We start from the raw sequence: 19,527 nt of genomic DNA on the forward strand, positions 1-19,527 counted from the left end.
TTTAACTATGAGGAGTAAGTAACGATCCTCCCCATAGGGAGATAGGATGAGGAGGCAGCAATATGGACGTTAAAGATATAGTCTGGGTATCGAGTACAGAGAGTGAGCCTTGGGTGTCCCGAAGCGTGGAAAGTGCAGCAGCAGAAGGCGCGGCGGATCTGGCGTTCACCGGAGAAATCCATCAGAACATTGAAGGGTTCGGCGGCTGCTTCAACGAGCTTGGGTTCGAGGCGCTGAACCTGCTGGCTGAAGAAGACAGAAGCGCGGTGCTGCACTCGCTTTTCCATCCCGAAGGGGATCATAAGTTCAGCATTTGCCGGCTGCCGATCGGGGCGAGTGACTATGCGCTTGAATGGTACAGCCTGAATGAAACCGACGGCGATTACGCCATGGAGCATTTCTCCATCGAACGGGACCGCAAGTACCTGATTCCGTACATCCGGGAGGCGCTGAAGCTGAATCCGGAGCTGAAATTATTCGCCTCGCCCTGGAGTCCGCCCACCTGGATGAAGTTCCCCCGGGCTTATAATTACGGCACGCTGCGCTGGGAGAAGGAGATTCTGGAGGCGTATGCTTTATACTTTGTGAAGTTTGTACAGGCGTATGCCGGGGAAGGCATCACCATCCATCAGGTTCATGTGCAGAACGAAGTGGTTGCGGATCAGAAATTCCCCTCCTGCGTATGGACGGGCGAGCAATTGCGTGAATTCATCCGTGACTATCTGGGACCGGCTTTTGAACAGCATGGACTGGATACGGAGATTTGGCTGGGTACGATTAATGCGCCGGAGCCCTGGGATGAATGGATGAAGCAGAAGGACAGCGGATTCGATGCTTATGCGCACACGGTGTTAAGCGATCCTGAAGCATACAAATATGTGCAAGGCGTTGGCTATCAGTGGGCGGGCAAATATGGCATTCAGCGCACCGTGCAGGCTTATCCTGAACTGCGCTACATGCAGACGGAGAATGAGTGCGGGGATGGAGAGAACACCTGGTTTTATGCTAAATATGTGTTTAACCTGTATCAGCATTACTTCACCAATGGCGTGAACGCCTATATCTACTGGAACATGGTGCTTCAGCCGAAGGGGCGCAGTACCTGGGGATGGGAGCAGAACTCCATGATTACTGTAGATCCGGATGAACCGAAGGCCGTGCATAATCCCGAGTTCTACGTCATGAAGCATTTCGCTCATTTCATTGGTCCCGGCTCCCGCAGAATCGGACTGAAGGGCAGATGGACAGGCAATGCACTGGCATTCGGAACGCCGGAAGGCAGACGGGTGCTGGTGATCGCGAATCCGTTCAAGGAAGCAAGAACGATTCTTTTGGCTAACGATGAGACGCATTATAAGCTGATGCTGGATGCGGAATCTTTTAATACATTATTCTGTAAAATAGACTAACATGACTCCATCCGCCGTCATTTCAAAGCAGCTGACGGCGGATACCCCTTCATGCTTTTGAACACATTGCTGAAGTACGCCACATTATGATACCCGCAGTGCTCCGCCACCTCAGACACATTGAACCCGCCCGCAGACAGAATCATCTCGGCATTATTGACCCTGACCCTGTTCAGGAATTCTTTGCAGGTGGAGCCGGTATTCTGTTTGAACAGCTTACCCAGGTAGACGGGATTCAGTCCGATCCACTCCGCCAGAGCTTTAATCGTAACCTCCTCCGCATAGTGATCCATGATATAAGCCATGACTTTATGGATTCTCGGATCAAGCAGCGGCGTTTCCTGATGATGGGTAATATTAAGAAGGCGGTAGACAATCAGCTGGAAGATGGCCCGGGCCTTCATTCTATAAAAAGGCTGGCCGCCCATCCAGTTATGCGAGAACTCCCTGATATCATCGAGGATCTCCTTGGTCATCCGGTGCTTGGTTACGGTCTCAAACGGCAGGTGTACATGATTATCCGCCCCCGTCCAGAAGAAGTTGAACGCAAAGGAATGCATGGGTGCCTCGGCAAAGGTATGGGCCTCCCGGACACTGCCGGAAGGGACATAGAGCATATCCCCGGCTTCTACAGTGAATTTCTCCCCGTTAATGAAGTAATCCGCTTTGCCTTCCACAATGAACGACAGATCATGGAAATCTATGGTGCTGCTGATAATCTCCCAGTCGGCAAAGGATCTGCGGTCCACAAACAGAAAGACATCCGGCACAAGGTGCTCGTATTTGTGGATGTCCATGACGATCCTCCTTCCTTGCAGCTGAAGCGCTGATAAACACCAACCTATCTTATCATCTTTATAAGCTGAACTTAAGAGTGATGTAAGCAGGATGCTTAAGATCACAAAACTCCAAATGGTATCGGGTACAATATGCTGGTGCGGTGTATCAAGGGGAATGATAGATAAGAGATTATCAATTGTAGGCTCCGCAATTTCCTGCTATACTTTTTGCATGTTATTGGATAGGGGGTTACACTGATGGCAACGAATTGCTCATTAGCTAGGAAGTCCTCATGCAGAGCCTGATCTGGGGCGATACTTTGCGTGGGGTGCGGCAGGAAGATCTTGATCGCCCAAACTGATTTTATCGTTTCTAATTAGCAGGCTCTGCACCTTATTGGATTGACCAATATGAATAAGGGGCTGAAGAGCTGTGACTACAACATTTATTAGAAACCATCAATATAATTATATTAAGAAACAATCGGATTTCGTGCTCAAAACACTGCGGTCTGTAGCAGATCGCCGTGTCCTGGAGACCGTAAGGTACAGTGCTGAGGTGAATGTGACGGAGGCATTTTCTTCGCTGACTACCGAGCAGGAGCAGATGCTGAAGCCTATCTCCACCCTGGAGAAAGCCGAGGATTTCCAGCAGTATATCAGCGGCTTCGAGCCTTATCTGGAGCCATTTCCGCCGATTACACTGAAGCAGATTCAGAAGCTGTTTCCCAAGAATAAGAAGATGAAGCTACCTGATCTTGCATCGTTTGATTTCCGTTATGTAACGTATCTGGCCTGGGCAGACATTGCCACGAATAAGCTGTTCATTGTCTATCCGTACGAAGGACAATTCATCGGTGTAGAGGGCAGAATAATACCGACCCACAAGAAAGGCTATTGCCTGTTCTGCAACCGCCAGCAGGAGCTTGCCTTCCTGACGGTCAAGACCAAGCCTGAACTTGCTTCAGCAGATAACATAGCTTCGGTGGGGCAATACGTCTGCATAGATAATCATGGATGTAATCAGAGTATCACCAATATAAGCTCGCTGGAGAGGTTCGTGCTCTCGGTGCAGAAATAGCATGATATAGCTGCAAAGGGACTGCCCATAGGAATACGGGTCAGTCCCTTTGTCTTAGTCCATGCCTCCAGCACTTGCATGGCTTACTTAGATGGCTGCTTTGCACTAAACCACTTACCCGTTTCATCGTCAGCGCAATCGGCTAAGTGATAGACACCATCGACATTTGTGATACTGCTGCACAGAGTATTTGCCTGCAATTTATCTCCATTTTCATCCTCGCTGTTGTCATAGGTATAACTGATTTTTTTCTGATCCCGTTTATATTCAAGCGTGTGGAAGATAGGATCTCCTTCATCTGTATATTTTGCGATTTTAACAGTGGCATCCTGACCATTGTTGTAATTTTCCACGAATTGTTCGAAATACGTATAGTTAATAATCTCACCTTGAACATATACAACATAACCTTTCTTTGCAGCCGCTTCATAATGCATTGAATTTGAGCAAGCTACTATAATTAACGACATCAGCAACATATATATACATACTCTTAACATCTTCATTCTGTAGCCCTCCATTAAACCGTTTAACAAAAAGACGATAGAACGTCAAAGAATGTTTCTGACGTTCTACCGTAAAATTGTACTAATTTATCCTATTCCAAATTCAAATCTGTTAGTGCTCTGACTTCTTTTAGTTCCTCTTGATCTACGGCAGCAGGAATCAATGAACCATTAGCTTCATCAATTTCAAATTTCCCTTGATAGGCACCTGTAACTACATATGTTCCTTGTGCTTCGGGGATGGGTCCTTCATATTTCTCCAAATAAACTATAGCTTTATCTCCAATTTTCAAAACACTTGAATCCTCGAACACATATTCCGTATTGTTGTAATTACCACCAGTTTCCAGAATATTCACTGTGTCAATGGAACCGCCTTTATAATGTTCATTTACATTGGCATTTGATACGGTAAATATTACACCCTCATATTCAAAAGATTTAGAATCATTCACCTCAACTTCATAAATAGCATCTGAACCATAAGTGAGTTTAGACACTGTATTGAAATTTTCGGCCAGGTCTCCATGATATTCTACAACCTCTTTTGGGGAAGCTGTAGAAGTTACTTTATCCGTTACATTATCTGTTTTATTGTAACTCGACTCTGCGTTAGTAAGCGTTTTGTTATCGTTAACAACCATTACAACTCCCAATAATAATACAACTGTAATTATTGAATAAAAATATTTGTTTCTGAATTTTCTCATAATAACCTCCATTAATATAGGGACTGAACCCCTTGAATATCGTCAAGCTGTGGAGTTACAACTACTCTTCCATCTTCGAATGTGCACATTAAAGTCCAGGTGTTTGTAGTATGACCTAATCCAAAGACATGTCCTAATTCATGTCCAAAGACTCCTTCTCGTGTCACTGCACTCATACTACCCATGTAATATCTGTTTGCTCTTACCTCATCTAAATAGTCGTAACTGCTAAAATTGACATGATGATGAGACGTCTCAGCATTCCAGCCTGTATTACCGTAATCATTATCTGAGAACTGTATTTCATTATAGGTGGGTGCAACAGCGGTATATGAGGCTCCCACGGCACCAGCCCAGTCGTTCATTGCTGCTGCAGCTGGACCACTATAATTAGCCGATAATATCGAATAATACGTAAAGTTCATATCCGGAAACGGGTTTGCATTAGCAGAATAGGTATAAGCAAAAGTGCTGGATGGTAATACTGCAAAAAATATGAGAAGGGTACACACTATTGGAGCTATTTTTTTCATATTCTATTTCTCCTTTTATTATGTGGTAGCTTAAGAAAACTAACAGCGCTGTAAATCAAGTATATCATCCTAAAATAATATATATATGATATTATTTTCCTATTAATTTCGAAAATTTCCAATCTTTTATAACAATAAAATGAAAATTTAGTATTTTATTGTCTAAAAATGTTTCTTTATCTCTGGAAAGGTAGCATCATTGATGGTACAAGTTACTATACCTGCTATGTCTCCTCAAGGAGTTACGCCCCGGCCTGCTCCACCTCTGCATGAATTCCTTGCTGCTCATCAGCATTACTGCTGATTAAGCCTCTCCGCCCGATCAGAGTTACCGCCAGAATAGCCGCTCCGGAGGCCAGCAGAATAATGGACCCTGGAATCCAGTCAAGCAGCACTCCATAGAGCAGCATGCCCAGCGGAGCGATGGAACCGGCGATACCTTCAACCAGCCCGAATACCCGCCCGCGATACTCTTCTTCTATACTCTGCTGTAAGTACACTTGAATCGGAATATTGATGATCATAATGACGACACCGACCAGAATCAATAGCGGCAGGAAGAAAAAGAAGGTAACGGCAGCGGTGAAATGAAGCAGCAGCGGAAGCGCCATCGCAAGGAACAGCAGCCCCAGTGCGCCTAGACCTCCGATAATTGTATTTACCGGATTGTTGCTCTGGCGGAGAACGGTGAGGAGCAGGGACATCAGCAGCATGCCCGCTGCCAGCATGGCTTCAAGTATACCGTATTGCTTCGAAGACAGCCCCAGGGTCTGTACGGCCACAAAGGGCAGCACAATATTCAGCGCGACTACAAAGAAATTAATCCAGAACACGATAATTAGGAGGGAGCGGATAACGGGACGGCGGATTACATAGGAGAAGCCTTCTTTCAGATTCGTACGGACCTCAGCAGCAACGTTGCCCAGGCGTTCGCGAAAGGGCGGATTCCCGGTTTCGGCAGGCCCATCTGTAAGCCTAGCTTCAGATAAGGCTTCCGGAGCAGGTTTAAACTTCAGCATGCAGCCCATCACGGTCGAGATGGTAAGCCCTGCCGCGTTCAGCAGCATGAATTCTTCAAGCGGGAGGAAGGCGTAGAGCATACCGGCGAGAATGGGAGCCAGCAGGTGGCCGACAGAACTGGCAATTTGATTCAGGGACCCGGTACGTTGGATGGAATCACGGTCAACGAGCATCATCATGGAAGAGGAGGCGGAGATACTGTAGAAGGTAGCGCAGATTGACAGAAGGATCAGTGAGATATAAATCGGTAAGAGGGACATACCCTCAATGGAGACGGCGGCAAAGGAAAGCAGCATAATTAAGACACTTGCAGCATCTGAGCCGATCAGCAGCTTGCGGCGGTTCACCATATCGGCCACCACGCCGGCGAAGGGCGACAGAATAATACTGGGCAGCATACCGCACAGCAACGTAACCGCAAAGCTGCTTCCTGAACCGGTGAGCTGCAGAATATACAGGCCGACAACAAAGGTGTACATACTCGAGCCGAGAACAGAAGCGAATTTTCCGCTGAAGAAAAGAATGATATTGCGGTTGGATGCTGCTGACACCGGCGTTGGTTCAGACATTACAAGCACTCCCTTTTCCGAAAGTTAAATTATATTAAACTTATTGTAGAGGCTGGATCTGATTATTGCAACAAAAAGTTTAATTATATTTAACTTTTGCCATGATGCGGCTTTTTCTCGCTTGAATATTAGGCTATACTGGAAGAAAAGCAACCAAAGAAAGTTGGCACAGCAGATGACGACTAAACTGACAATCGGTGACAAAGTCAAACAAATGCGTAAAGCCAAGGGCCTTACGCAGACTGACCTGGCCGGAGAACATATGACCAAGAGCATGCTCAGCCAAATCGAGAACGGACGGGCGTTGCCTTCGATGAATACGCTGCAATTCCTTGCCGGGCGGCTGGGCACAGATGCGGGTTATTTCCTGGAGGGCGAGCACGAAGCGGAGTTGGGCCCGCTGGTCCGTAAGATCGAGCAGCAGTACAAGGCGAAGCAGTATAAGGAGATTGTCGCGGAAATCCAGCCGCTGATGAAGGACACGCTTCCGATGGCAGTGGATGCCGCACGGCTGATGGAGTTTTATGTGGGCTCCTGTTACCACACCGGAACAGAGGGCGGAGAAGAAGGTATTGAACGGGCCGTTGAAATCTATGAGCGTTTCGGTTTATTTGTAGAGCGTGCCAAGATTCAGTATTTGGCATATGCTTTAATGTTTGCCAAGAGCAGATACCAGGATGGCCTGGAGCTGATTCGCCGTGTCCGTAAGGAATATGTGAGCAATAAGGTAGGCAACGATTTTTTATTTGAAATCGATCTTTATTATGCGGAAAGTGTTACGTTGTCTGCACTGGCAGATTACTCCGGCAGCCGGGAAGCTGCCTTGGCGGCACTTAAGCTGTCGCACGAAGAAGGAGTCTACTCATTGTCTGATCATCTGTACCGTCTACTCTCCCATCTGGCCCTGCTTCACAATGATCTTGAGCAGGCAGAGGCATATTTAAGCAAGGCAAAGCTGTTCGCACAGTTCACAGAAGCTGCGGAATCACTGGAGCTGGTACACCTGGGCGAAATCAGACTGGCTCTTGCCAAGCAGAGTTACGGGGAAGTGCTGACGTTGGCGGAGAATTATCCGGCGAAAGACAGCCAGTTCATGCCTTTTGTCCATATGATGACGGGGACCGCGCTCTACCATCTGGAGAGGGATGAAGAGGCACTGGCGGACTTGTCCAAAGTAGTCTTGAACGACCAGGTCTATCATCCGCTTGACCGGGTCGACCTGCTCACTGCCTATGCATACAAAGCGAAGATATTCGCGAAGCAAGGCCTGATGGAGGAAGCCCGCTATGAGGTAGAGCTTGCCTATGATCAGGTGAAGGATTATCCGCCTTCCGAATATGCGGACTTAATTAGACAGACCTACCACGAGCTGTATAATGCCCAGTAAAAAACCAACCGTGCAGCTTCCCGCACGGTTGGTTTTGCTTGTGAACTATTGGTTGGACTTTAATTCTTTAGCAAAAAGAAGGAGTAGCGGAGGGGATTTTGGAACTGTAGGAGCGTCAGCGTCCGCCCGAAAGCTTTCCGTAGGAAAGCTCGCATCGTAAGCATAAGCAGTTACCGGATTTCCACTGCGAGTAGCGGTCTAAATCAAGAAATCTGGGAACAACAGCGGCCGGAAGTCCAAAATTCCCGCAGCAGCGACACTTTCTTTTTCTAACAAACTTAAGGTCAAGCAATAATGAACACCCTATTTGGCACTCCACAGCTCCACGCGGTCCTGCACGTATTTGGTGTAGCCTGCTTCCATTTTCTTAACGCCGGCTTTCTCGAGGTCGGCCATGTAGTCATCCCAGATTTTATCGAATTCAGCCGGTTTGGCCAGAATAGCCTGCGGGATGCGTTTCCACGTAATATCTCTCATTTTATTGCCCAGAATGGAGACTTCATCTTCACCGGGGAGGGCAATGTTCCAGGCTGCCCCGTACGCTTTCTCAGCGAACTCCTCCTCTTTAGGGAACAGATCCTTCCAGGTAGTGGCATTGTAAGCTGCCAGCGTTTCTTTCTCGACGTCGCTGTAACCGAGCACCAGCTGCTCAGGGAAGTTCTTGGTGTAATAATTGCCGGTAGAATCCTGGGCTCCGTCGCCATAGTGAACCATCATATTCCAGTAGAAGCCGATGCCGGTCTCCTTCGTGAAGGCCGTGTTATCATTGTTAATGCGGTCCTGCACTTCGGCAGGGACAACGCGTTTGCCGTTCTCTACTACATAATGTTTGCCCTCAATGCCCCAGTTGTTCAGGATCTGTCCTTCATCGGAAGCCAGGTAATCCAGGAACTTAATCGTCCGGACCGGATCAGGGTTGGTGGTCGAGATGGAGATTCCGTAGCCGCCCATGAAGCCGGTAGGCCAGAAGCTGGTTTCTTTGTATTCACTGGTCAAGGTCACAGGATAATGGCCGTAGGTTTGATCGAATTTACCGGCAGTCTTCAGAGCCTGCTGCGCGTCATTGTAGTCCCAATCCTGGTCAATCAGGCCAAGCACACGTCCAGTGGCCACTTTCGCTTTGTACTGGTCGTATTTCTGCACGAAGCTTTCTTTATCCAGCAGGCCAATGTCATTCATATGGTTCAGCCAGCGGAAATATTCTTTCTCTTCGGGACGGCGGAAGTGGTAGATCGCTTCATGCGTCTCCTGATCAATGAAATATTCCCCGTCATCGGAACCGCCGGTAGTCGCCACTGCAGGATTGGTTACGGAAATGTACATATGCCAGTCATCTGCGTTCAGCGATACGCCGATATTCTTGTTGCCGTTCTCATCGGTCGGGTGTTTCTCCAGGTAGGCCTTGATTACATTCTCATAATCCTGTACCGTCTTGATCTCCGGATATCCGGCTTCCTTCAGCACCCTGTGCTGCAGCTCAAAGCCTCCGCCGGCAACGAATTTCTTCTCATTCACAGCAGCCCAGGTAGGGATGGCATAGATGGACTGGTCTTCGTTCGTGTATTTGGCCCGGGCCAGATTGTCTCCAAGCACCCGCTTGATATTAGGCGCGTATTTGTCGATCAGTTCGGTCAGGTCAATGACAGCGCCGGCATCCACCAGCTTCCCGATATCCGCTTTGGCCGAGATGATGTCGGGATATTCCCCGCCGGCAGCAATCAGCGCGATCTTCTGCTGCGGATCGCCTACGGCGAATTCGGCATCGAGAGTGACGCCTGTTTTCTCCGTAAGGACGGTACTGACTTCATCCTTCATATTATTCCAGTTCGGATTGGGATCTTCCGCGAAGAAGGAAAGTGTCAATGGACTTAAATCTTCGGCTGCTGCCGTAGCTTCTGCTGTGGCCGCCGCATTAGTGCTATTGGTAGCTTCAGTACCGGTATTCCCAGCCGTATTCTTGCTGTTATTATTGCCCCCGCCGCAGCCGGCCAGTACACTGAGCAGCAAGGTCAAGACCATTAGCGCCACATACGGTTTCGCTGTCTTTCTTGTCATGAATAGAAACCCTCCCTTTGTCTGGTGAGAACATATTGTATACACAGGCGTCAGCCTGATGATACCGGTGAGCGGACTAGCTTTTGACCGAGCCCAGCGTCATGCCTTTGACGAAGTAGCGCTGCAGGAACGGATAAACAATCAGAATAGGTACGGTGACAACAATCGTGATTGCCATTTTGACCGATTCCGGGGAGATCTGCGCCATCACTTCGGTCATATTCCGGCCACGGAAGTTATCCGCATTGGTGGTGGTGCTCTGAATGACCTTCATCAGCTCAAACTGCAGCGTCGTCAGTGCGTCATTCGAGCCGTTATACAGGTAGGTGTCAATCCAGGCATTCCACTGGCCGACAGCCAGGAACAGGGCGATGGTTGCCAGCGCAGGTTTGGTCAGCGGCAGAATCACCCGCCAGTAGATGGTGAAGTCATTGGCCCCGTCCAGCTTGGCAGATTCCTGCAGGGCGTAAGGCAGGCCGTCGATGAAGGAGCGGATGACGAACACGTTAAACGCGCTGACCAGGCCAGGCAGGACATACACGCCGAAGGTGCCCATCATATGCAGATTCTTGATCAGAATATAGAAGGGAATCAGTCCACCGGATACGTACATCGTCAGCGCCAGAAAGGTGGAGACGAACCTGCGGCCCTGAAAGTCCGCCCGGCTTAAGGTGAAGGCCAGCATCGAGGCGCTAATCAGTCCGAGCAGGGTCCCGATAAGGGTACGCAGGACAGAGATCTTGAATCCGGTAATGAGACCGGAGAAGGCGAAGATCGTCTCATAGTTCTTGAAGGTGAACATCCGGGGGTAGACCGTAATCCCGCCCTTGATGCTATCCGTGGAGTCATTGAATGAAATCGCCAGCACATTGAGAAAAGGGTACAGTGTGGCCACAGTCACCACCGTAATCGCAATATAGACTACCAAATCGAAGATGCGGTCCGACCAGGACGCGGCGGCCAGTTTTTTGATCAGCATAAGGGCCTCCTAAATGATGCTTTCCTTGGTTATTTTTTTGAAGATACCATTGGCCGTAAACAGCAGAATCACACTGACCACCGAGTTGAAAATATTAATGGCCGTCCCGAAGGAGAACCGTCCCATACCGAGCCCGTAGTTCAGCGCATATAAATCCAGTGTCTGCGAATAGTCGCGTACCAGATTGTTGCCGAGCAGGAATTGCTTCTCGAACCCGATGCTGATGAGATGGCCGATGGAAATGATCAGCAGGATGACGATCGTCGCCCGGATGCCCGGCAGTGTAATGTTCCGCACCTGCTGCAGCCGGCTTGCCCCGTCCACTCTGGCGGCTTCATACAGCTCAGGGCCGATCCCCGATATTGCGGCGAGATAGATGATTGTGTTCCAGCCCGTTTCCTTCCAGACATCAGAGGCGGTCACGATTCCCCAGAACAGATTGCCTTTGGCCATGAACTGGACCGGTTCACTAATAATATGGAGACTCAGCAGCAGGTCATTCACTGCGCCGTTGTCGGTGGAGAGCATCTTGGTAATGATCCCGGCGGCTACCACCCAGGACACAAAGTGGGGCAGATAAGACACCGTCTGGACGAACCGTTTCAGCACCTGCAATCTGACCTCATTCAGGAGAATGGCGAACAGGATAGGAATGATGAATCCGGCCAGCAGCCCCATGAGGCTCATCGCCAGAGTGTTGCGCAGGGCATTGAAGAATTGCTCATCCTGGAAGAGCTCCCTGAAATACTGCAGGCCGACCCATTTCTGCTCAAAAAAAGATTTGCCCGGCTTGTACTTCTGGAAGGCCATCATCCATCCCCATAACGGCAGATAGCTGAAGACAAAGGCCCACAGGACAAAAGGAACCGCCATCATATAGAGATATTTCTGCTGCCGGAATTTGGCCCAGAAGCGTGAAGCGGGTTTCTTGAGCTCCGGCTTCATTGCGGGGGTAATCGCTTTCATTTATGTCCCTCCTTCGATATGGCTTTATCATAATCTTCCGGGAAACGGGGAAACACCCGAAGATTTAAGCGGGAAAACAGGGGGAAATCAGTTCTTTTCGTAAGCGCTTTCTGAAAAATCATCCTCCTGCAGTGAATCCTTCCGGCGGTAGACAGAGGGGGAGAGGCCTGTGATTTTTTTGAACTTCTCACGGAAATAATCCACATCGCTGAACCCGACTTCGCTTGCGGCCTGATGGATTTTGCAGCCCTGATCCAGCAGTTCCTTGGCTCTCCCGATGCGTACTTTGTCCAGATAACTGTTGAAGGAGCTGCCTGTACTGCTCTTGAATAGCTTGCCGAGGTACGCACTGCTGTAAGAGAACACGTCAGCCAGGGTTTCCAGCTTCAGATTCTCGTCATAATGCCGGTGAATGAGGTCCAGCATCCGCTTCATTAATACATCCATCTCATCGCGGATAATTCCGCCTGCATATTGCTCCAGCAGATCCGTGATATAGCGCTGCAATTGGGGAAGCGAGGTATGCCTGTAGATTTGCTGGATTTGCCCGTCCACCCGGCTCTGCGCCTGGCCCAGCTCCTTAAATTCCAGAGAGAGCTTATTGAAAAGTGCCGTAACCGTCCGGACGTAATAGGATTTCACAGCCATCTCCGATAAGCCTGCGGCAGTCATGATATCCCCGGCTTCCTGGATCAGGGAAGGGATTACGGTGAGGTTCCCGGTATCCATGGCAAAATACAGCCGGTCCATCACCGGTGCGAGGCTGCTCTCCGCATCCGGGAGCTTAGCCGGAAGTCCCGTCTTCATCTTCAGCGAGTCCGGACCGATCATCCCCGGCTCATCATAGAAGAAATGATCCTTCATCCGGGCCAGCGCCGATTGATGGGAGACGGAGAGCTCATCCAGGCTGTCCACCATGTCTCCGGCGGTAATAATACATTCCAGTCCCTCGGCGGCGGATGCTTCGCGGATATTCTGCACGATTAATTTGCGGACCAGCTCCTTCTGATAAGAGGGCTGCAGCAGCACGCCCAGATAAGAATCCAGCGAGAAGACAATGCCCCAGCTGTTGTTCTCGAAGCTTGCCGTCAGCCTGGCCTTGACGGCGGTGGAAGGTCCGTTATCCGCATGATCCTGGAGCAGCAGCCGGATCAGGACTACCTGATAGGAATCCCAGAGCAGGCCGGATTCCATTGCCGGGTCCATCAGTGCTGGCGCTGCTGGGTGCAGGCGGCTCTCCATCAGCAGGGACTGGACGAGCATCTCCCGGCTCCATACCTTGACGGCGGCATGATTCCTGCGGTCTATAGTCCGTGCATTCAGCACGTCAGACAGGCTGGACAGATACTGCTGCAGTTCATCTTCATCGACAGGCTTAAGCAGATAGTTATCGATGCCGTAAGACAGCGCACGCTTGGCATAGCTGAAGTCGGCATAGCCGCTCAGGATGACCATATGCATATCCGCCTCGTCATCCTCCCGCAGCTCCCGGATCAGCTCCAGTCCGTCCTTCCCGGGCATGCGTATATCGATAATCATCAGATCCGGGGAATACAGCTCAACCTTATACCGCGCTTCAATCGCGTTGGCCGCCGTATCCACCACCCGGTAGCCAAGGCTCTCCCAGTCCAGCAGCGTGACAAGCCCTTCACGGATAGACAATTCATCATCAACAATTAATACACTATACATAAGAATCACTCCTTAGGGGGATGGCGAAGCTGATCTGCGTGCCGTATCCGCTCTGACTGGCCAGGTTCAGGCCGCATTCCGGGCCATAGGTCAGCTGAAGACGCAGGTGGATATTGCGCATTCCGATATTATTGGTTTCATAATCATCCTTGTTGTCCAGCATTTGCCGGATTTCAGCGATCCGGGCAGCTGAGATCCCTATTCCGTTATCCGATACCTCAACCTTGAGCAGGGCATTCTCGACCCTGATGTCTACTCTGACCATTCCGCCGTCCATCCGGTTTTCCAGTCCGTGAATGACGCAGTTCTCTACCAGCGGCTGAATAATCAGCGGAGGTATTTGTATGGCATTCGCTGCCGGATCTACATACAGCTCATAGGCGAGCCGGTCATTATAGCGGAATTTCTGGATGATTAGGTAGCAGCTTACGGTCTCCAGCTCACTTTGCAGCGCTATTCTCCCGTTGCCTACCTCCAGATTCTTGCGCATCATCTTACCCAGCAGCCTTACCACCTGGGAGATGTCGGTCTGGCCCCGGGAATGGGCTTTCATCCGGATCGATTCCAGGGCGTTGAACAGAAAATGAGGGTTGATCTGGCTGGCCATCATCTTGAATTTAATCTCATTCTGCTTCAGCAGGGTGGCGTTCTTCTGGCGGTTCGATTCCTGCACCTCGCTCATCAGATCGTTGATATTCCTTACCATATGATTGAATTGCCTTGCCAGCTGGCCGATCTCATCCTTGCCGTCTATCACCAGCCTCGCCTCCAGATTCCCGGACGCGACCTTGGAGATATGCTTGCTTAAGTGCAGCATGCGTCCGGTGAGCAGCCGTGAGAAGTAATAGATCAGGATAATTGCCAGAATCAGAGCCGAGATAATGACCATAGACGCCAGTGAGATAATCCGGTTGGGCTCACCCACAATGCTCTCTACCGAGAAGATGGAGATAATCCGCAGGCTGTTCAGGCTGCCCCCGGGATGCCAGTCATCGATCAGCATTTTGGAGGGCTTGCCGTCAATTCTTACATCGGCCGGCCCTTGTCCGGGAAGGGGAGACAGCGGTTTGAAGTCGATGTCCTCCAGCGTCTTGCCCAGCGTATCTGCACGGTTCGAGGCAACAATGTTGTCGTTCTCATCAACGATAATTGTCTCGAAGGTCTCCTGATCCAGAATGGAGTTGAGCCTCTCCGTATTCACATTCACAATCAGCACGCCGGTCGTCCGCTGCTTCAGGAAATCGATCTTGCGGATCAGGCTGAGATAATACTTGCCGTTACGGTTGTCGCGGATATAATTCCAGCAGACCAGCCCTTTCTGGGCAAGGGCGGTCTGATACCAGGACTCCTGCGTTACTGCGGCATCTGCCTGGAGGAACTCCCAGTTGTCCAGCACCGTCGGGTTGTCAATGTACAGCCGGATGCTCGAGATTTCTTTGTATAGCCGGACGAATTCCCGGAAGTCCGGATAGTCCCAGTAAGCCTGCACCACATCATAGACCGATTCATAACGGTGGTTGGCGGCTTCCTCCAGCCGGCTGTCATTGGACAGCCGGTAGGCGATATCGAGCGGGACATTCAGCATCTCGCCGGTTCTTTTTTTCACCCGGTCTACATTGGCTGTAATCTGCTCCAGTGCGTTGTCCAGAGCCATATTCCGCAGTTCACTCGTCAGGAACACCCCCACAATCAGCACCGGAATCAGGACCACACAGCCAAAGGATAGAAAGAGCTTGGTCCTGAGCTTCAGATTGTTCATCAGGGTGATGATACGGGTATACACGAATACAATCCCCTCCGTCAGACTATAATTGTTAACGCTTACATAAGAGTATATCTGCAAACTGTAAACCAATATATGTAATCTATTTGGTTTTTATTGTCTTCATTTATGGAATTTGAGGAAATCAGCGTTTCCCCTTACTGCAGATTCAGCCGGAGGGTGGGAACGGGAACTACGGTAACGGCCGTCAATCCCTGTGAAGCAGGTTGAAATGGTTAAAAATGAGGTTGTAATCCGCGATTTTTTTTCGCCGGATAGCATGTATTATTGTAGGTGAATTACTATAATTTTGAAATACATCGACGGGTGCAAGGCCTGGCCGGGAGGGGAGGAAGAGTCCGCAAATTCGAAGATTAATAGAGGAATTCCAGTAAAGTGGAGGAAGAGACATACTGTACATTCCGCTTTTCAAGGAGGAACCGCAATGCCGGGAAGAATGAAATCCCCATTCGTGAAAAAGACGCTGCTAAGCGCCGTATTCACCACAGCAGCCTTAAGTTTACTGTGGTTTGCCCAGCCCGCCTTTGCTTATGATCTGTCGAACAGCAATTTTCAGGTCAGTACCGGTACCAACGGCGACATTACCAGCCTGAAGCTGACCGGAGATAACTTCCCCACAAACTATGTCATGAATGCCACCAATGCCCCCAACCAGAATACGGCAGACCACCAGTGGCTCGGAGAGCTGATGTTCACTTACCGGCTGAACAATGGCGCCTGGACCAAAGCCTTAACCAATAAATCAGCCGACGGCCGCACGCAGAGCCAGACCGGCAATACGGTCAACATCATCTACCAGAATTCCGCGAATGCCGAGGGCATCCGTAATTTCCGGGTGAATGAAAGCTATTCTCTCTTAAGCGATTACTTGCTGTGGCAGATTCAAGTGACCAACACCAGCACACAGACTCTGGAGATCGGTGATTTCGGCCTGCCGCTGCCCTTCAACGAATTCTGGACCGGCGGAGGCAATGAGCAGATTTATGAATCCAGGGTAGTTACCCAATCCTTCATCGGCAATAACAGCTCCTATGTGACTGCACAGCGCCCAAGCGGCATTGGCCCTTCCCTCCTGCTGGTGCCGGATGCCACCACCGGCGCAGGCTTCGAGTATATGGATAACTGGCGCATCCAGGATCATGCGGGCAGCAAATGGGCGGGCGATCAGGGCGGCTGGGTGGAAGGTCTCTCGGTCTACTACATCCACTCTAATGTGATTAAGAGTACGGGGCGCGGCTACCTGCCGAACAGCAGCCTGACACTTGCCCCGGGAGCAAGCAAAACCTATGCCTTCAAATTCTTCAAATCAGCCAGTGAGCAGGCTACCAAGGACCGGCTGTACTCGGAAGGGCTGATTGATACCACGGTAGTACCGAGCTTAGTCGTGCCAACTAACCAGACGGCCAAATTCGACCTCCGCACGTCCAAGACTATCACTTCCGTAACTGCGCAGTATCCGTCCGAAACGACGGTGACTTCCCTGGGAACAACGGCGGGGGATCACAAGCTGTACTCCCTGCAGATGAATCATCTGGGCCCTAACAACATCACAGTCAATTATGGCAGCGGAGAAAAGACGACCCTGCAGTTCTACGCCATTGAACCGGTAGATACGGCGCTCCAGCGCCATGCCACCTTCATGGTGAACAATCAGCAGTGGAACGTGCCTGGGGATATCCGGGACAAGGCCTTCGATGACTGGATGATGCAGACCAATAGCAAACGCAATAATTTTGCCGGGTACTGGGGCTGGGGGGATGACTGGGGATATACACATGCCCAATTCCTCGCCGAGAAGAACGTCCAGAAGCCTGTAACCTCAGAAATAACCGCACTCGACCAGTATCTGGAGACCACGATCTGGACGAACCTGATGGCCGGCCATCATACCGATTACCTGGTGCCTGACTTCCTCATGGCCGCGCCGAACACTACACCGACCTACCGGGGGTACGCTTACCCGCATATCTACAATACGTATTTCAGCATGTACAAGATTTCCAGGCTGTACCCCGGCCTGATCACCTATACGCAGCCCAGCAATACTTATCTGCTGCGGGCATATAACATTATGAAAGCGCTCTATGACGGTCCTGTAGCTTACAACTGGAACACGGGCCTCATGGGAGAGGTGACTACTCCGGAGATCATCAAGGCTCTGCAGGCAGAGGGCTATACTACCCAGGCCAACGATATCATTGCCAAAATGAACACCAAATACAACAACTTTGCCAGCACAACCTATCCTTACGGCTCCGAATACAACTATGACAATACCGGCGAAGAAGCCGTGTACATGCTGGCGAAGATGAATAACAACAATACAATTAAGAGTAAAATCAACACCAAAACCCGTGCCGTCCGCGGAAAAATGCCGGTATGGTACTTCTACTCCGATCCGGTAACGATCAACGGAGAGCCATGGTGGCAATTCCAATACACCGCAGCGCTTGCCGGAACGGCAATGGATGACTGGGTGCGAAATAATTCCACTGCTCCGGAAGTAGAGCAGCGCTTAACCTATGCCGCCAAGCTCGCGAATCTGACCGCGATCAACTCGGGGCAGATCAGCTCCGATCCGGCAGATATCGGGGCCGTATCGTGGACGTATCAGGCGATGAAGGGCAACAACGGCGCACTGGGCCTTGACGGCGGACCGCTGTTCAATGGCTGGCGCGGCATGTCCGGCGAAGCAGATCTCGGCCTGTTCGGCGCGATCAAGCTGCTTAGCTCCGATGTGGCAGTAGACCCGATCTTCGGGCTGTACGGCTACGGCTGCGAGGTTACGGAGAGCGGCGGGAACTACATCGTTACACCCAAGGACGGCGTATACCAGCGCCTGAATCTGATCACGGAGAAATGGGGCATGAGCCTGGAGCGGGACAAATACACTTTGGCAACCGTCGCTAAGGCGAAGACCAGTGCCAGCTTCACGCTCAGCAATGCAACACCGGGGACCGCACATGTTACGAAGGTGGCCTTTAACGGATTTGCCCCCGGAACTTATAACGTAACGGTGAACAATGTGGCATCCGGCAGCTTCACGGCAGTGAACGGGCAGACTGCAACCGCCAGCCTGAATATCGGCACGGGGTCTTCCTATGAAGTGAAGATCCAGCAGGGAACTGCCGCCCCGGTCTCCTCCATCGTTGTCAACTACAACATGAACCAGTCCTCCGGAACAACGGTTACGGATTCCTCTTACGGCTTGAACCATGCGGTGCTGACCGGAACTTCCACCTGGGTTACCGGCCGCACAGGCGCAGGCAACGCGCTGAATCTCAGCGGAACCAGCGCTTATGCCTCACTGCCGGCAGGCGTGGTCAGCCAGCTGAACGACTTTACAATCTCCGCCTGGGTTAAGATTACGTCTAATAGTGACTGGGCGCGAATCTTTGATTTCGGCACGGGAACAACCGCTAATATGTTCCTGGCACCCCAGATTGGCGGCGGCGGGATGCGCTTTGCCATCACCACCGGCGGCAACAGCACCGAGCAGCAGCTTACAGCAACTGCACCGCTGGCCACCGGAGCATGGAAGCATGTCGTTGTGAGCCTGTCCGGCACGACAGGCCGTCTCTACCTGGACGGCGTACAGGTTGCCGTCAACACGGGCATGACACTGAAGCCTTCCAGCCTGGGCAATACCACGCAGAATTATATCGGCAGATCACAATACGGTGATCCGAATCTGAACGGCGCTGTCGATGATTTCATCATCTTTAACCGTGCCCTCAGTGCTTCGGAGATTACCGCACTCTTCGGAGGGACGATGCCTGCGCTGTCGGCTTCCGCTTCCATGGAGGAACTGGATGCGCTGCAGCCGGATTCCGGGCTTGCCCTGCCGCCGCTTGACGAAGCGGATGGACAGCAGCCGGACGGCGAAGTCACTCCGCTGCCGGATAGCAGTGCTCCTGATCCAGGTGCACCGGAGGTTCCTGTGACACCTGAAGCACCGGTAACACCTGAAGTGCCTGTAAGCTGATCTACGGAAGTCTTCCAGGAGAAATGCATATCGCAAAGAGGGAGAACCCTTGAGATAGGGGACTCCCTCTTTG

The 19,527-nt window shown here is 50.7% G+C and carries 14 protein-coding genes; 4 read left to right on the forward strand and 10 right to left on the reverse strand.

What is annotated here, in order from left to right; translation table 11 throughout:
* Positions 1 to 62 precede the first annotated feature (62 nt).
* A complete protein-coding gene (locus NYE33_RS15645) occupies positions 63 to 1,409 on the forward strand; it encodes a glycoside hydrolase family 30 protein (RefSeq protein WP_336101508.1) in 1,347 nt (448 codons plus the stop codon).
* Positions 1,410 to 1,426: 17 nt separating this feature from the next.
* Here the strand turns inward: NYE33_RS15645 and NYE33_RS15650 are convergent, their stop codons facing one another.
* Entirely contained in the window at positions 1,427 to 2,206 is a 780-nt protein-coding gene (locus NYE33_RS15650) for a helix-turn-helix domain-containing protein (RefSeq protein ID WP_341066512.1), read from the reverse strand.
* A gap of 415 nt (positions 2,207 to 2,621) precedes the next feature.
* Between NYE33_RS15650 and NYE33_RS15655 the strand changes: the two genes are divergently transcribed.
* On the forward strand, positions 2,622 to 3,269 hold the full coding sequence (locus NYE33_RS15655) for an FBP domain-containing protein (protein WP_171718097.1): 648 nt from the start codon (positions 2,622 to 2,624) through the stop codon (positions 3,267 to 3,269).
* Positions 3,270 to 3,352: 83 nt separating this feature from the next.
* Here the strand turns inward: NYE33_RS15655 and NYE33_RS15660 are convergent, their stop codons facing one another.
* The 4 genes from NYE33_RS15660 to NYE33_RS15675 all read right to left on the reverse strand — a co-directional run bounded on the left by NYE33_RS15660 (position 3,353) and on the right by NYE33_RS15675 (position 6,607).
* Positions 3,353 to 3,775, reverse strand: a complete 423-nt coding sequence (locus tag NYE33_RS15660) for a DUF4362 domain-containing protein (protein ID WP_052421980.1) — start codon at positions 3,773 to 3,775, stop codon at positions 3,353 to 3,355.
* Positions 3,776 to 3,867: 92 nt separating this feature from the next.
* The gene (locus NYE33_RS15665) at positions 3,868 to 4,485 is read right to left on the reverse strand and encodes a hypothetical protein (RefSeq protein ID WP_042138896.1); all 618 of its coding nucleotides are present in this window, start codon (positions 4,483 to 4,485) and stop codon (positions 3,868 to 3,870) included.
* 11 nt (positions 4,486 to 4,496) lie between these two features.
* Positions 4,497 to 5,018: a matrixin family metalloprotease gene (locus NYE33_RS15670; protein ID WP_042138895.1), complete on the reverse strand. Its 522-nt coding sequence runs from the start codon at positions 5,016 to 5,018 to the stop codon at positions 4,497 to 4,499.
* 242 nt (positions 5,019 to 5,260) lie between these two features.
* The gene (locus NYE33_RS15675) at positions 5,261 to 6,607 is read right to left on the reverse strand and encodes an MFS transporter (RefSeq protein WP_042138894.1); all 1,347 of its coding nucleotides are present in this window, start codon (positions 6,605 to 6,607) and stop codon (positions 5,261 to 5,263) included.
* A 163-nt stretch (positions 6,608 to 6,770) separates the two neighbouring features.
* Between NYE33_RS15675 and NYE33_RS15680 the strand changes: the two genes are divergently transcribed.
* On the forward strand, positions 6,771 to 7,994 hold the full coding sequence (locus NYE33_RS15680; protein WP_341066517.1) for a helix-turn-helix domain-containing protein: 1,224 nt from the start codon (positions 6,771 to 6,773) through the stop codon (positions 7,992 to 7,994).
* Positions 7,995 to 8,297: 303 nt separating this feature from the next.
* Here the strand turns inward: NYE33_RS15680 and NYE33_RS15685 are convergent, their stop codons facing one another.
* The 5 genes from NYE33_RS15685 to NYE33_RS15705 all read right to left on the reverse strand — a co-directional run bounded on the left by NYE33_RS15685 (position 8,298) and on the right by NYE33_RS15705 (position 15,469).
* Positions 8,298 to 10,049 (reverse strand): ABC transporter substrate-binding protein, encoded by a 1,752-nt coding sequence (locus NYE33_RS15685; protein ID WP_341066518.1) that lies wholly within the window; start codon positions 10,047 to 10,049, stop codon positions 8,298 to 8,300.
* 76 nt (positions 10,050 to 10,125) lie between these two features.
* Positions 10,126 to 11,028 carry a carbohydrate ABC transporter permease gene (locus NYE33_RS15690; RefSeq protein WP_039306448.1) on the reverse strand — a complete coding sequence of 301 codons (903 nt, stop codon included), beginning with the start codon at positions 11,026 to 11,028 and terminating at the stop codon, positions 10,126 to 10,128.
* 9 nt (positions 11,029 to 11,037) lie between these two features.
* Positions 11,038 to 11,994 (reverse strand): ABC transporter permease, encoded by a 957-nt coding sequence (locus NYE33_RS15695; RefSeq protein ID WP_039306445.1) that lies wholly within the window; start codon positions 11,992 to 11,994, stop codon positions 11,038 to 11,040.
* 87 nt (positions 11,995 to 12,081) lie between these two features.
* The gene (locus NYE33_RS15700) at positions 12,082 to 13,686 is read right to left on the reverse strand and encodes a response regulator transcription factor (RefSeq protein ID WP_341066521.1); all 1,605 of its coding nucleotides are present in this window, start codon (positions 13,684 to 13,686) and stop codon (positions 12,082 to 12,084) included.
* Positions 13,679 to 15,469, reverse strand: coding sequence for a cache domain-containing sensor histidine kinase (locus NYE33_RS15705; protein WP_052421979.1), 1,791 nt, complete (start codon positions 15,467 to 15,469; stop codon positions 13,679 to 13,681). The genes NYE33_RS15700 and NYE33_RS15705 overlap by 8 nt, the downstream gene beginning before the upstream one ends.
* Before the next feature lie 424 nt (positions 15,470 to 15,893).
* Here NYE33_RS15705 and NYE33_RS15710 point away from each other — a divergent pair, with 424 nt between their 5' ends.
* Complete coding sequence (locus NYE33_RS15710) at positions 15,894 to 19,454, forward strand: DUF5695 domain-containing protein (RefSeq protein WP_341066524.1); 3,561 nt, start codon at positions 15,894 to 15,896, stop codon at positions 19,452 to 19,454.
* Positions 19,455 to 19,527 lie beyond the last annotated feature (73 nt).

The sequence above is a fragment of the Paenibacillus sp. FSL R10-2199 genome (assembly GCF_038000235.1).
GTDB lineage: Bacteria > Bacillota > Bacilli > Paenibacillales > Paenibacillaceae > Paenibacillus_AQ > Paenibacillus_AQ phytohabitans.

Bases quoted from the DNA above. Each gene is read 5' to 3' on its own strand.
- NYE33_RS15710 (WP_341066524.1), top strand. From the start codon at position 15,894: ATGCCGGGAAGAATGAAATCCCCATTCGTGAAAAAGACGCTGCTAAGC.
- NYE33_RS15695 (WP_039306445.1), bottom strand. From the start codon at position 11,994: ATGAAAGCGATTACCCCCGCAATGAAGCCGGAGCTCAAGAAACCCGCT.
- NYE33_RS15650 (WP_341066512.1), bottom strand. From the start codon at position 2,206: ATGGACATCCACAAATACGAGCACCTTGTGCCGGATGTCTTTCTGTTT.
- NYE33_RS15700 (WP_341066521.1), bottom strand. From the start codon at position 13,686: ATGTATAGTGTATTAATTGTTGATGATGAATTGTCTATCCGTGAAGGG.
- NYE33_RS15645 (WP_336101508.1), top strand. From the start codon at position 63: ATGGACGTTAAAGATATAGTCTGGGTATCGAGTACAGAGAGTGAGCCT.
- NYE33_RS15685 (WP_341066518.1), bottom strand. From the start codon at position 10,049: ATGACAAGAAAGACAGCGAAACCGTATGTGGCGCTAATGGTCTTGACC.
- NYE33_RS15665 (WP_042138896.1), bottom strand. From the start codon at position 4,485: ATGAGAAAATTCAGAAACAAATATTTTTATTCAATAATTACAGTTGTA.
- NYE33_RS15660 (WP_052421980.1), bottom strand. From the start codon at position 3,775: ATGAAGATGTTAAGAGTATGTATATATATGTTGCTGATGTCGTTAATT.
- NYE33_RS15670 (WP_042138895.1), bottom strand. From the start codon at position 5,018: ATGAAAAAAATAGCTCCAATAGTGTGTACCCTTCTCATATTTTTTGCA.
- NYE33_RS15690 (WP_039306448.1), bottom strand. From the start codon at position 11,028: ATGCTGATCAAAAAACTGGCCGCCGCGTCCTGGTCGGACCGCATCTTC.
- NYE33_RS15675 (WP_042138894.1), bottom strand. From the start codon at position 6,607: ATGTCTGAACCAACGCCGGTGTCAGCAGCATCCAACCGCAATATCATT.